Raw genomic sequence first — 12,576 nt, 5'->3', positions numbered from 1 at the left:
CGGATGGAGCAGACACTCGAACGGGCCCGCAGCACCGACGTCTACGCGGCCGAGGTGCAGATGGTGCACAGCCTGACCAGTTTCACGGGGCTCGCCGCCCAGGTGCCCGCGGAGAGCCTCCTGTACCACTGCGAACGGCCCGGCGGCCCGACCGTCCTCGCCGTGCGCAACGACGGGCTGCCGGAGCCGTACCGCCACGGCATCTACGGCTTCCGGCTCGCCCAGTACCTGCGCCTGAGGTTCGCCAGCGCGGATCTCGCCTTCCGGCGCTCCCTGGTGACCGAACCGCACGCGGGCCACGGCAACGAGATCCACGTGCTCGCCCTCGACGGGGCGAGCGGCGCGATCCTTCGCTACCTCTCGCTGGTCGGCTCGACCGACCCGGTGCCGCTGGGCCTCAAGGATCCCGCGCGGGCGCTCTTCCCGTGCGAGGTCGCCCACGGGGTCAACCTCTTCGAGCACGTGGAGTGCGACGGGGACCTCGACACCAGCCGCGTCTGGGAGGTCAAGCGGCTGGTGCACCGCGCCGAGCAGAATCGTTCCAGCGCCTACGCGCGGCTGCGTCTGGCGCTGGAGCTGATGCTCGGCTTCCACACCGCGCTCGGCCGGATCGAGCCGGCCCCCGAGGTGCTCGTGGGCGACGGCGAGGAGGGCATCGCGATCCGCCGGCTGCTGCGCAGCCTGAAGGACATCACGGTGCTGGAGGGCACCCGGCCCTCGCTGCCCGCCGACGACCTGATGTTCCCGCTCTACACGCAACGCGAGGTCGTGAAGCCCTTCGTGGCGCGGGCTCCGCACGGCGAGGAACTGCAGCGACTGATCCGAGACATCGACCGCGCCCTGACCGACCGCAATCCGCTCGACGCCCTCAAGGGCCTGGTGGAGTCCGTCGGCGGCCGCCTGCGGAGGGTTCACGTATGACCGGCATCCACACGACCGTCCCCGGCCCCGCCGGCGGCGCGGGGGCGGGCGGCGCCCCCGACACGTTCTACGCCGCGTTCACCGAGCGCAACCGCGGCCTGATCCCGGACGCCGCGCAGCGGGCGCTGCGCACGGCCGTCGTGCTCGTCGCGGGCTGCGGGTCGACGGGTGGCGCGACCGTCGACCCGCTGACCCGGCTGGGCGTCCAGCACTTCGTACTCGCCGAGCCCGGCGCGTACGAGCTGAACAACCTCAACCGGCAGCACGCCGCGCACTCCGACATCGGCCGCAACAAGGCCGAAGTGGCCGCCGAGCGCGTCCGCGCGGTCAACCCGCACGCGGTCGCCGAGGTGCGCCCTGAGGGCATCCGGCCGGAGAACGTCAAGGCACTGCTGGGCAGTTGCGACATCGTCGTCGACGGCGTCGACGTGACCACCCCGGCGGGCTGGCGCGCCAAGTACGCCCTGCACGCCGAGGCGGCGGCCCAGGGCCGTCCCGTCGTCTCCGGCTACGACATGTCCGGGACCCAGCACATCCGCTACTACGACTACCGCCCCGGGCTGCCGCCACTGGCCGGCGAGGTCACCGCGGAGCAGGTCGCCACCGAGTCGGTGTGGGAGCTGCTGCTGCGGATCGTGCCGCGCGAGCTGGTGCCCGAGGACCTGCTGGCCGACATACGCGCCCACCGCGACGAACCGGACTACAGCGTTCCGCAGCTGGTCTACACCTCGCTGCTCTTCGGCGTCCTGACGGCCCGTTACGTCGTCGAGGTGCTGGCCGGCCGTCCCGTCCGCGAGGCGCTGTCGCTGGACGTCCACCAGATCGTCCGACCGCAGTCCTAGGAGGAAGAGATGACGTCCGAACTGCTCAAGCCCGATCCCAAGGCCGATCCGGTCGCCCGCCAGACGAAGAAGGCGGCCCAGCTGCTCGTCGCGTCCGCCCGGCACTCGTACGACCCCCTGGTGGACATCGACTGGGACGCGCCGCTCGCCGAGGGCAAGTGGTTCCTCGCGGAGAAGCGCTGCTCGCTCTACGGCACCGAGCTGTGGGACTCACTCGGCGCCGAGCAGAAGATGCTGCTCAGCCGCGAGGAGCTGGCCGCCTCGGTCGCCGTCGGGGTGTGGACCGAGCACGTCCTGCTCCACCTGGTCTCCCGGTACGTCTACAAGCGCGACGTGTCGACCCCGCAGGTGCAGTTCGCGCTGACCGAGGTCGCCGACGAGGTCCGCCACATGATCATGTTCGCCAGGCTGGTGGAGAAGACCGGGGCCGAGATCTACCCGACGCCGCCGAAGACCCTCCGCAGCGGGCTGCTGCTCAAGACCTTCGCGCCGGTGCCGGCGCTGTGGGCGCTGATCCTGCTCACCGAGGAGTTCTTCGACCGCTTCCAGCGCGAGCAGGCCAACGACGAGACCATCCAGCCCGTCGTGCGCGCGGTCGCCCGCATCCACGTCGTGGAGGAGGCCCGGCACATCTCCTTCGCCCGCACCGAGCTCGAACGGTTTGTGCCCACCCTGTCCAGGGCCCGGCTCGGCGCGCTGCGCCGACTGCTCGCGGGGATCGTGGCGGGCATGCGCAAGGACCGCTACAACCCGCTGATGTACCAGCGTGCCGGGCTCGATCCGAAGACCGCGATCGCGGCGGCCCGCGCCAACCCCAACAACATCGAGAACGCGAAGTACGGGGGTCAGCGGATCGCCGCGTACTACCGGCAGATCGGGCTGATCGGCGGTCCGACGGAGAAGGTCTGGCGCGAGGCCGGCTGGCTGTCGTGACCGCCCACGGCCCCGAGCCCGACCACGGCCACGGCCACGGCCACGGCCACGGCCACGACGAGGACGGCTACGCCGGACCGGCCACCCTGCTGGTGGCCGGCCATGCCCTCGACGTCGAGGTCCGGCTGACCGGCTACTTCCAGCCCCTCGACGGCCGCTACCACTGGTACGGCCGGCTGGCCCCCGACGCGCGGCTGTCCGCGCTGGCCGCCCGCCGGCCGGTCCCCGTCACCGTGTGCACCCCGCACGGCCGGGCCGAGGGCGAGCTCTCCGACCCCGACCTGTGGCAGCGGCTGCGGGTCGAGGGCACGAGCACGCCCCCGTTCACCGCCATGGCCACGCCCGGCCTCGAGAACTGACCCGCGAGAACCCCCAGGGAGCCGCACCATGTGCTTCGACGCCGACTCCGCGCCTCCGGTGCCCCACGGGCCGCAGGCCCTCGCCCGGGACCACCGGATCACGCTCACCGCGCGGGACGGAACCCGCTTCGCCGCCTTCGAGGCCGTACCGGAGCACCCCTCCGGGCTCGGCGTCGTCATCCTGCCCGATGTACGCGGGCTCTACCGCTTCTACATCGAGCTGGCCCGGCGCTTCGCCGAGCACGGCCACCACGCCGTGGTCGTGGACTACTACGGCCGCACCGCCGGGGCCGGCGAGCGGGGCCCGGACTTCCCGGTGGACGAGCACATGGTGCGGCTCACCCCGCGCGGCCTGTACGACGACCTCTCCGCGGCGGTGGCGCACCTGCGCTCCCCCGAGGGAGGCGGGCGGCACCGGATCGTCACCGCGGGCTTCTGCATCGGGGGCCGCCTGGCCGTCCTCGCGGGCACGAAGAGGGCGGGCCACGGCCTCGCCGGGACCGTGGGCTTCTACTGCTGGCCCGCCCCCGGACCGGACGGCTCCCCCGGGCCCACCCAGCGAGCGGGCGAGCTGACCGCCCCGGTGCTCGCGCTGATGGCGGGGGACGACCCCGGCATCCCGCGGGAGCACGTCCACGCCTTCGAGCGCGCCCTCGCCGAGGCGGGGGTCGAGCACGAGGTGGTCACCTACCCGGACGCCCCGCACAGCTTCTTCGACGCGAAGCAGGGCGACCACGCCGAGGCCTCGGCCGACGCCTGGCGCAGGGTGCTGGCCTTCGCCGGGCGCGCGGCGGCCGGCTGAAGGCGGCCGCCGCGGAACGCCAAGAGCCCGTCCGATCGAGGCGATCGGACGGGCTCCCGTCACATTGTGGAAGTGGAGCTACGGGGATTCGAACCCCGGACCTCTTGCATGCCATGCAAGCGCTCTACCAACTGAGCTATAGCCCCGCGATGTCGTTCTCCCGGGTTCCCCCGGCGACCTGCCATACATTACACGGCCATGGGGGCCCTTCGCCAAATCCGTTCCTGGCCGCCCCGACAGGGCGACCGGTACTGTCGGCTGACCCCTCCCCGACCGAGACTGGAGCAGCCCGCAGTGACCGCGACACAGCCCAGGGCCGCCGCCGGGAACGCGCCCCGGGGCCTGCCGGTACGGCGGGCCACCCTCGTCGCGGCACTCGTCTGCCTGGTCTCCTTCGCGGCCTTCTGGGCCGCCCAACGGGCCGCGCACGTCTCGATGATCGACCTCACCGTCTACCGGGCCGAGGGCTGGACGGTGCGCAACGGCGGGGACCTCTACGCGATGCGCGTCACCCACGCGCAGCTGCCCAACACCTACCCGCCGTTCGCGGCGCTGCTCTTCACGCCGCTGACGCTGCTGGGCACCGGCGCCTGCCGGGTCGCGGCGACCCTGCTCAACCTGGGCCTGCTGGTGGCGCTCTGCCATCTGTCGCTCCGGCTGGCCGGACTTCCGCGGCGGCTCCCGCCGGCGGCGGCCGCGCTCGGAGTGGCCGCGGCGGCCGTGTGGTGCGAGCCGGTGTGGACGACACTGCGGTACGGGCAGATCAACCTGCTGCTCGCGGTCCTGGTGCTGTGGGACCTCACCCGGCGCAGGAGCCGAACGGCGGGGATCGGCATCGGCATCGCCGCGGGGATCAAGCTGACCCCGCTGCTGTTCGTGCTCTTCCTGGCGATCGGCGGGGCGGTGGCCGCCTGGCGCCGGCGCGAGCGGTGGAACGCGTGGCTGCGGCAGGCGGCCGTGGCCTTCGTCACCTTCGCCGCGACCGCGGGCCTTTCCGCGCTCGTACTGCCGCATGACTCAAGGCGGTTCTGGACCGGGGTCGTCTTCTCCGCCGACCGCGCCGGCAACGGGGAGGACACCGCCAACCAGTCACTGCGGGGCGTCCTCGCCCGCGCCCTGCACACCGGCGACCCGGGCGGCCCGTGGCTCCTCGTGGCCGTCCTCGTGGCCGCCGCGGGCCTGGCCGTCGCCGCGGCACACCTGGCCTCCGGGGAGCACGCCTGGGCGGTGCTGTCCTGCGCGGTGACGGGCCTCCTCGTCAGCCCGGTCTCGTGGTCGCACCACTGGGTGTGGGCCGTCCCGCTGCTCGTGTTCCTCTGCGGACGTGCACCGCGCGGCCGCCGGCCCGCGCTGCGGTGGGGCGGCGCCGCGCTGTTCGGCCTGCTCTTCTGCTCGTACGCGCTGTGGCTCACGCCGCACGGGGACGGGGTCGCGCGTCCCGAACTCCACCAGTCGGCGCCCCAGATGGCCTTGTCCGCGGTCTACCCGGCCGCCGGGGCGGCGTTCCTGTGCCTCGCGGCGGCCGCCGCGTGGCGCGGGCGCGGGGACCGCGCCACGGCACCCGTCTGAGCGGTGCCCGGGTCCTGCGCCATGGCGGCCGCGCGCACGAGTCGGCGGCGGGTTGGGGGACGGCGTGCCCGAGGCGGTCCTCGGGCCGGCGGCGGGCCACCCCGAACAGGGCCGCCGGCAGGGCCGGTTCGCCCTGCCCCCGCCGCCGGGCCGGCCGACGAGGAGAGCCGGAAACCGACGGCCCGCCGGTGGGCCGCCCCGGCACGCGTGGCCGCTGCCGGAGCTCACGGCGAAAGGGGCCGGCCACGGAACCGGCCGGGTGAAACGCGAGGATCCCGCCTCCCCTGAGGGGAGACGGGATCCGGTGCTTCTGTGGAGCTACGGGGATTCGAACCCCGGACCTCTTGCATGCCATGCAAGCGCTCTACCAACTGAGCTATAGCCCCGCTGTCCTCGGGCTTTTCCGCCCGGCGAACGAGAAGAAGCTTAGCCGGTCAGGGCCGGATTCCTGAAATCGGCCGCGGACCGGCCCCGCCCCGGCCCCGCGGGACCCGTCAGTCGTCGTCGCCGAGCACCGGCTCGGGCAGGGTGCCGGCGTTGTGCTCCAGCAGCCGCCAGCCGCGGGCGCCCTCGCCGAGGACCGACCAGCAGGTGTTGGACAGCCCGCCGAGCGCCTCCCAGCTGCGCGGGTCCAGCCCGAGCAGCCGGCCGATGGTGGTGCGGATGGCACCGCCGTGGCTGACGACCACCAGTACACCGCCGTCGGGCAGCTTGTCGGCCGCCGCGAGCACCACCGGGGCGGCCCGTTCGGCGACCTCGGTCTCCAGCTCGCCGCCGCCGCGCCGCACGGGCTCGCCGCGCTTCCAGGCCGCGTACTCCTCACCGAACCGCTGGGTGATCTCCTCGTGGGTCAGGCCCTGCCAGACACCCGCGTAGGTCTCCCGCAGCCCCTCGTCGTACGAGATGTCCAGGCCCGTGACGGCGGCCAGCTCCGCGGCGGTGTCGGCGGCGCGCTGCAGGTCGGACGAGACGATCGCGTCCGGTTCCAGGGCGGCCAGCAGCCGTGCGGCCCGCTTGGCCTGGGCGACGCCGGCGGACGTCAGCGGGATGTCCGTGGAGCCCTGGAAGCGGCCCTCCACGTTCCACGAGGTCTGGCCGTGCCGCCAGAAGACGACGCGGCGGCCGCGACCGCGCCCATGCCCGTTCAGATCAGCTCTCCCTCGTCGGCGGCCGCGGTGGCGCGGGCGTGCTCATCGGCCTTGCCGCGGGTGGCGACGGCGTCCTTGGGCAGCTCGAGCTCGGGGCAGTCCTTCCACAGCCGCTCCAGCGCGTAGAAGACCCGCTCCTCCGAGTGCTGGACGTGCACCACGATGTCGATGTAGTCGAGCAGGACCCAGCGGCCGTCGCGCTCGCCCTCACGGCGCACCGGCTTGACGCCGAGCTCGTTCTGCAGCCGCTCCTCGACCTCGTCGACGATGGCCTTCACCTGGCGGTCGTTGGGCGCCGAGGCCAGCAGGAACGCGTCGGTGATGGAGAGGACGTCGCTGACGTCGTAGGCGATGATGTCGTGCGCGAGCTTGTCGGCGGCCGCCTGCGCGGCGGTCTGGATGAGCTCGATGGAGCGGTCCGTGGCGGTCACTGGTGAGGCTTTCCGGTCGGGGACGTTCGTACGTCCAGGGTCTCACGGACCGTCCTCGGTCCCCGACCGGTTATGCGCCGCCCAGGTCAGACCCTCTTCGGCGGGCTGTAGTCCTGGCCCAGGACGACCGTGATGTCGGCGTTGGAGGCGACGTCGCCCTTCTTGGCGGCCTTGGCGGACAGGCCCAGCGTCTTGGCCAGCTCCTCCGCGTTCGCCTTCTGGTCGGCGTCGGCGTACAGGACCTGCGAGGTGGCCTGGGTGTCCGCGGCGGCGCCGGAGACGAAGGTGTAGCCGCCGCCGACGATCTGCACCTGGGCCTCGCCGGTGTTGGTGGCGACGCCGGTGGCGTTGCGCAGGGTGACCCGGGGGATGCCCTCGGAGTCGGTGTTGGTGACGGTGCCGCCGAGCACCTTCTTCACCACGTCCTCGGTGGCCTTCTCGCTCAGCGTGCCGTCGGGCTCCACCGGCAGCGTCTCGGTGGTGTAGTCGCCGCCCTTGGCCTCCTCGGACAGCGCCGCGAGACTGCTGCCCAGGTCCTTCTCCGTCAGCGGCGGCTCGATGACCTGGTTGAGCCCCTCGACGGTCTTGGTCGCCAGGTCGGGGTCGCTGTACATCTTCTTGAGCACGGCCTGGACGACCTGCCCGAAGCGGGCGAGCTGCTTGTCCGGCCCCTCGCCCGGCCCCCGGTGGATGGCGTACGCGACGGCGGCCTGGCCGCCGAGCTCCTGCTGCTTGCCGGGCTTGACGAGGGTCTTGTCGCCCTTCTTCTTGCCGGCCTTCACCGTGGCGTCGGTGTCGACGAGGACGCCGCCGAGGGACTCGACGAGGTTGTCCAGGTAGGGGGTGTCCAGCCGCCAGGTGCCGCTGATCTTGGTGCCGAGCAGGCCTTCCAGCGCCTCACGCGTGGGGGCGGAACCGTTCTCCACGACGGACTTCCCGAGCGTGGTGCTGCCGCCGTCGTCGCCGCTCACGGCCAGCGAGTTCGGCAGCAGGACGGTGGTGCCCTTCTTGGTGGTCGAGTTGCTGACCAGCAGCGCGGTCGAGGTCTCCTCGCTGCCGACCGGGCGCAGGTGCAGCACGATGACGTCGCGCTTCTGGCCGCCCGCGGCCTGCTGGGCGGTCCCGGAGTCCCCGCCGAGGCCGGGGATCTTGCCGGCCTTCCACAGGTAGCCGACGCCACCGACGGCGGCCAGCGCCAGGACGACGACCGCGGCGACCACGCGGTTGCGGCCGCGGCGCCTGGCCTCCTCGCGGCGCTCGGTGCGCGACTCGGTGAACTTCAGCCAGTCGATGACCTCTTCCGACTCCTCGGTCTCCTCGTCGACGAAGGAGAACTGGCCGGTGTGGAAGCCGTCTTCACCCGAAGGCCCGCGGCCGGGCGCGGGAGCGGGCCGGGCCGGCGGCTCCTCGTACGCGGGCCGCCGCTGGGCCGGAGGGGCCTGCTGCGGTGTCTGGGGGGCCGGTGCCTGCGGCGGCGCCGGGGGCTGCTGTCCGTACTGCTGCTCCTCGTAGTACGGCTCCTGGTACTGCGGCTGCTGCGGGATCCACCCCTGGTACTGCTGTGTCTGCTGGGGCTGTTGAGACTGCTGCGGCTGCGGCTGCTGGTACTGCTGCTGCTCCTGCGGGTAGTACGGCTGGCCGGTGTAGCCCTGCTGACCCTGCTGCTGGGGCTGCTGCCCCTGGTAGGCCTGCTGCTGGCCGGTCTGCTGGGCGTACGGGTCGTACTGCCCGTACTCGTCGCCGTAGCCGTTTGCGTAGTCGCCCTGCTGCTGTGCGTAGGGGTCCTCTCCGTAGGGGTCCTGACCGCCCTGCTCGGGTGTTCCCTCGGCGTATTGCCATCGGGGGTAGTCGTTCACTGGGGACCCCTCCAGTTGCCGATCAGCCGCTGATCACTTACCGGTACAGCCTGCGTTTGTCGATGTAGCGCACGACGCCGTCGGGCACGAGATACCAGACCGGCTCCCCCTTGGCGACCCGCTGACGGCAGTCGGTCGAGGAGATCGCCAGGGCGGGCACCTCCACCAGGGAGACCCCGCCGGCCGGGAAGCCGGGGTCGGACAGGGTGTGCCCGGGGCGGGTGACGCCGATGAAGTGCGCCAGGGAGAACAGCTCCTCGGCCTTGCGCCAGGAGAAGATCTGGGCCAGCGCGTCCGCCCCGGTGATGAAGAACAGCTCCGCCTCGGGGTGCTCGGCCCGCAGGTCGCGGAGCGTGTCGATCGTGTACGTGCGGCCACCGCGCTCGATGTCGCTGCGGCTGACCGAGAACTGCGGGTTCGACGCGGTGGCGATCACCGTCATCAGGTAACGGTCCTCGGCCGCCGACACCTTCTGGGTGCTCTTCTGCCAGGGCTGGCCGGTGGGCACGAAGACCACCTCGTCCAGCTGGAAAAGGTGCGCCACCTCGCTGGCCGCGACGAGGTGGCCGTGGTGGACGGGATCGAACGTCCCACCCATCACACCGATTCGCTTCTTCATGCGGATAGACCCTACCCGCATCACCTGATCGAGCTCAGCGGTCGCGGTTGAAGCGCGTGGTGATGAAGAGCAGGAGCAGCAGCGCGAACAGCGCGCCGCCGCCGGTGAGGTACGGGCTCAGGCTCTCGTGGTTGCCGCCGCCCTCGCCCTCGGCGAGCGTGGTCAGAACGGCGGCGGTCGCGTAGGAGGTCATTCGGCGTCCCTTGGTGGCTTCGGGTCTGTCGACGGGCGGAGGACTCGGGCAACATCGTACGGGCGGTCCGGGCGGAACTTCGCGGTGGCTCCGCGCGTCCTCACTACGTACCCAACGGGCGAGCAGGGGGGCGGGGACATATGTCCGGTCCGAACGATTCGAGCGGTGCGAACGGCGGCGGGAAGGACGGGCAGCGGCTGCCCGGACGCAACCGGCGGCGTTTCGAGGGGATCTCCTCGCGCGCGTACGAACACCCTGCGGACCGCTCCGCGCTGGTGGCGCTGCGCAAGCTGAGCGGCTTCGACACCGTCTTCAAGGCGCTCAGCGGCCTGCTGCCGGAGCGCTCGCTGCGGCTGCTGTTCCTCTCGGACTCGGTGCGCGTGAGCGACCAGCAGTTCGCGCACCTCAACGACATGCTGCGGGACGCCTGCTACATCCTCGACCTGCCCAAGGTCCCGCCGATGTACGTCACCCAGGATCCGCGGCCCAACGCGATGTGCATCGGCCTGGACGAGCCGATCATCGTCGTCACCACCGGGCTCGTGGAGCTGCTGGACGAGGAGGAGATGCGGGCCGTCGTGGGCCACGAGGTCGGTCACGCGTTGTCCGGCCACGCCGTCTACCGCACGATCCTGCTCTTCCTGACCAACCTGGCGCTGCGGGTCGCGTGGATACCGCTCGGCAACCTCGCGATCATGGCGATCGTCACCGCGCTGCGCGAGTGGTTCCGCAAGTCGGAGCTCTCCGCGGACCGGGCCGGGCTCCTGGTCGGCCAGGACCTGCAGGCGTCCATGCGCGGTCTGATGAAGATCGCCGGCGGCAACCACCTGCACGAGATGAACGTGGACGCCTTCCTGAAGCAGGCCGAGGAGTACGAGGAGTCCGGCGACCTGCGCGACTCCGTGCTGAAGATCCTCAACGTTCTGCCGCGCAGCCACCCGTTCACCACCGTGCGCGCCGCGGAGCTGAAGAAATGGGCCGCGAGCCGCGACCACCAGCGCATCATGGACGGGCACTACCCGCGGCGCGGCGAGGACAAGGACACCTCCGTCTACGACTCGTTCAAGGAATCCGCGAGCCACTACGCCGAAACGGTGAAGACGAGCAAGGACCCGCTCATGAAGCTGCTCTCCGACATCGGGTCGGGGGCCGGCGACATCGGCGGCCGGCTGCGCGACCGCTTCACCGGGACGCCGGGCTCGGGCCCAGACTCCTCGGGGCGCCCGCCGAAGGACTCGCAGGACCCGCCGCCGGAGGGCTGATCGCCGGTCCGGCCGCCGGGGCCGGGGCGAGCACCCCGCAGACCGAGCTGATCTCGTGGCGGTGGTCGTGGGGATCGACCCCGGGCTGCACCGGGGGCCGCTGCCCGGCCAGCAGCGGCAGGAAGTGCGCCACGGGCGCGCCGACGCAGGACAGGGGGCCGGCCTCGACGGCGGCCTGCAGCAGCTCCACGTGCTTGTCGCGCAGGTCCGCGCGGTCGAAGCGCAGCCGCAGCTCGCGCCGCACGGTGAACAGCGAGGCCTGGCCGCTGTCCCCGGCGGCGGCCTGCACGGCGTAGACCAGGGTGTGGTCGGTGACGACCTCCAGGGCCTCCTCCCCCGCCTCGGCCACGGTCATGGTGCCGCGCACCCTGACCTCGTCGTCGGCGAGGGCGACCCGGCCGGGGTCGAAGCGCACCAGCCAGCCGGTCGCCGCGTGGCGCCCGTCGTCGGCGGGGCGCTCCAGGCTGTGGTCGAACTGGTCGAGCTGGCCGGGGTCGAGCATGGTGCGCACCGTGCGGACGTCCCCGCCGGTCAGGGCACCCGGATCGGCGGAGGAGGCGACCAGGTACTCCTTGGCGGAGACCAGTGCCTGCATGACCTGGCTCTCGCTGAAGTGCGCGGTGCGGCGCGCCGGCGGCAGCGCGTAGCCGTCCCCGCCGGCCCGGTAGTGCTCGGCGCGCTGCCCGGCGTAGGGCCGGGCGCGGTCCACCGCGGCCACCGCGGCCGTGGGGGCGAGCGGCAGCAGGGTGATCCGCAGCGGCTCCGCCACGGGAGGGGCGGGCGGGTCGTAGGGGTTGCGTATCCCCAGGTAGACGGCGGTACCGAAGGCCACGGCGATCAGGAGGACGAGGACCAGCGCCTGCCGCGGGGCGCCGCCGCGCGCCCAGAGTCGGCGGGTGCGCACCGAGCGGGCCGATCCGTCCAGCCGCTCCCGCGCGGAGAACTCCTGTATCCGGGCAGCGCGCACGAACGATTCGTCGAAGACGACGGATCGGTACTCGTCCTCACCACCTCCCGGGGAGCCCTCGGGGTTCCCCTCCGGTGGGTCTCCAGGCCCGGCCATACAACAAGCGTAGGTCTGTCAGGGCCCATTAAAACGTCCTGGAAGGAGACAAGTTCGGGCGGCGCTCAGGGGCTGTGGCTGACCGCCACCGGGGGGAGCGACGGGGCCCCGATCCGGCCGGTCGGGGAGGGCGGGACGGAGGGCTGGCGGCCCCCGCCCGCACCCCGGTAGACCGCCGCGAACGTCAGTGCGACGACGCCGATGCCCATCACCACGGCCAGCACCCACGCCACCGTACGGTGCCAGCGCCCGTTGCCCCGGTAGGGGCTGCGCTGGGAGTAGAGGTCCTCGTACTCCTCGTCCTCCGTGGAGCGCCCGGCGTCCTCCCGGTCGAACGGAGCGGCGGCGTCCTCCCCGCTCAGGACGCGGGGGCGGGACGCCTCGGCCTCGGCCTGTGCCGTGGCGGCGGCGAGCATGCGCTCGTGGGCGCTGGGTTCGTGGAAGGCTGCCGCCCGTATGAAGGCCTCGTCGAGCACCACGGACGCGAATTCGTCATCCGCGCCACCGTGGTCCTCGCCGTCCGGGAACGGCTTGCCCCCCAGTTCGTCCGGCACCCGTCCAGAATAGGGCCGATGACG

14 protein-coding genes and 2 tRNA genes are annotated in these 12,576 nt (G+C 72.6%); 7 read left to right on the top strand and 9 right to left on the bottom strand.

Features of this window, described 5'->3' with window-relative positions:
- The first annotated feature begins 3 nt into the window (after window positions 1-3).
- Genes OIE69_RS26230 through OIE69_RS26210 form a run of 5 tightly spaced genes read left to right on the top strand, consistent with a single transcriptional unit; the run spans window position 4 to window position 3,857 of the window.
- On the top strand, window positions 4-921 hold the full coding sequence (locus tag OIE69_RS26230) for a hypothetical protein (RefSeq protein WP_326576165.1): 918 nt from the start codon (window positions 4-6) through the stop codon (window positions 919-921).
- Window positions 918-1,763, top strand: coding sequence for a HesA/MoeB/ThiF family protein (locus tag OIE69_RS26225; RefSeq protein WP_326576164.1), 846 nt, complete (start codon window positions 918-920; stop codon window positions 1,761-1,763). The genes OIE69_RS26230 and OIE69_RS26225 overlap by 4 nt, the downstream gene beginning before the upstream one ends.
- Window positions 1,764-1,772: 9 nt before the next feature.
- The gene (locus OIE69_RS26220; RefSeq protein ID WP_326576163.1) at window positions 1,773-2,696 is read left to right on the top strand and encodes an AurF N-oxygenase family protein; all 924 of its coding nucleotides are present in this window, start codon (window positions 1,773-1,775) and stop codon (window positions 2,694-2,696) included.
- Window positions 2,693-3,055: a DUF4873 domain-containing protein gene (locus OIE69_RS26215; RefSeq protein ID WP_326576162.1), complete on the top strand. Its 363-nt coding sequence runs from the start codon at window positions 2,693-2,695 to the stop codon at window positions 3,053-3,055. Before OIE69_RS26220 ends, OIE69_RS26215 begins: the two co-directional genes overlap by 4 nt.
- A 28-nt stretch (window positions 3,056-3,083) precedes the next feature.
- Window positions 3,084-3,857 (top strand): dienelactone hydrolase family protein, encoded by a 774-nt coding sequence (locus OIE69_RS26210; RefSeq protein WP_326576161.1) that lies wholly within the window; start codon window positions 3,084-3,086, stop codon window positions 3,855-3,857.
- Between the two features lie 73 nt (window positions 3,858-3,930).
- Here OIE69_RS26210 and OIE69_RS26205 read toward each other — a convergent pair.
- Window positions 3,931-4,003, bottom strand: a tRNA-Ala gene (locus tag OIE69_RS26205).
- A 148-nt stretch (window positions 4,004-4,151) separates the two neighbouring features.
- On the opposite strand from OIE69_RS26205, the gene OIE69_RS26200 reads away from it, so the two are divergent.
- On the top strand, window positions 4,152-5,426 hold the full coding sequence (locus OIE69_RS26200; protein WP_326576160.1) for a glycosyltransferase 87 family protein: 1,275 nt from the start codon (window positions 4,152-4,154) through the stop codon (window positions 5,424-5,426).
- A gap of 313 nt (window positions 5,427-5,739) precedes the next feature.
- On the opposite strand, the gene OIE69_RS26195 is transcribed toward OIE69_RS26200, so the two are convergent.
- From OIE69_RS26195 to OIE69_RS26170, 6 genes are all read right to left on the bottom strand, one after another.
- Window positions 5,740-5,812: transfer RNA gene (locus OIE69_RS26195), tRNA-Ala, on the bottom strand.
- A gap of 108 nt (window positions 5,813-5,920) precedes the next feature.
- The gene (locus OIE69_RS26190; protein WP_326581418.1) at window positions 5,921-6,574 is read right to left on the bottom strand and encodes a histidine phosphatase family protein; all 654 of its coding nucleotides are present in this window, start codon (window positions 6,572-6,574) and stop codon (window positions 5,921-5,923) included.
- Window positions 6,571-7,005: a ribosome silencing factor gene (rsfS, locus tag OIE69_RS26185; RefSeq protein ID WP_326576159.1), complete on the bottom strand. Its 435-nt coding sequence runs from the start codon at window positions 7,003-7,005 to the stop codon at window positions 6,571-6,573. Before rsfS ends, OIE69_RS26190 begins: the two co-directional genes overlap by 4 nt.
- An 86-nt stretch (window positions 7,006-7,091) precedes the next feature.
- On the bottom strand, window positions 7,092-8,861 hold the full coding sequence (locus OIE69_RS26180; protein WP_326576158.1) for an LCP family protein: 1,770 nt from the start codon (window positions 8,859-8,861) through the stop codon (window positions 7,092-7,094).
- Between the two features lie 37 nt (window positions 8,862-8,898).
- Window positions 8,899-9,480 (bottom strand): nicotinate-nucleotide adenylyltransferase, encoded by a 582-nt coding sequence (gene nadD, locus OIE69_RS26175; RefSeq protein WP_089226908.1) that lies wholly within the window; start codon window positions 9,478-9,480, stop codon window positions 8,899-8,901.
- 34 nt (window positions 9,481-9,514) lie between these two features.
- Window positions 9,515-9,673, bottom strand: coding sequence for a hypothetical protein (locus tag OIE69_RS26170; RefSeq protein WP_018556595.1), 159 nt, complete (start codon window positions 9,671-9,673; stop codon window positions 9,515-9,517).
- A 140-nt stretch (window positions 9,674-9,813) separates the two neighbouring features.
- On the opposite strand from OIE69_RS26170, the gene OIE69_RS26165 reads away from it, so the two are divergent.
- Window positions 9,814-10,935, top strand: coding sequence for a M48 family metallopeptidase (locus tag OIE69_RS26165; RefSeq protein WP_326576157.1), 1,122 nt, complete (start codon window positions 9,814-9,816; stop codon window positions 10,933-10,935).
- Here OIE69_RS26165 and OIE69_RS26160 read toward each other — a convergent pair.
- Window positions 10,856-11,998 carry an SCO2583 family membrane protein gene (locus OIE69_RS26160; protein WP_326576156.1) on the bottom strand — a complete coding sequence of 381 codons (1,143 nt, stop codon included), beginning with the start codon at window positions 11,996-11,998 and terminating at the stop codon, window positions 10,856-10,858. The genes OIE69_RS26165 and OIE69_RS26160 overlap by 80 nt on opposite strands.
- 65 nt (window positions 11,999-12,063) lie before the next feature.
- On the bottom strand, window positions 12,064-12,552 hold the full coding sequence (locus OIE69_RS26155) for an SCO2584 family spore wall biosynthesis protein (RefSeq protein WP_326576155.1): 489 nt from the start codon (window positions 12,550-12,552) through the stop codon (window positions 12,064-12,066).
- Between the last annotated feature and the right edge of the window lie 24 nt (window positions 12,553-12,576).

The sequence above is a fragment of the Actinacidiphila glaucinigra genome (assembly GCF_035918135.1).
In the GTDB taxonomy this organism is placed as follows: domain Bacteria; phylum Actinomycetota; class Actinomycetes; order Streptomycetales; family Streptomycetaceae; genus Actinacidiphila; species Actinacidiphila glaucinigra.
The sequence above is the reverse complement of the archived record's forward strand: the minus strand, read 5'-3'. Positions and strand labels throughout refer to the sequence as shown.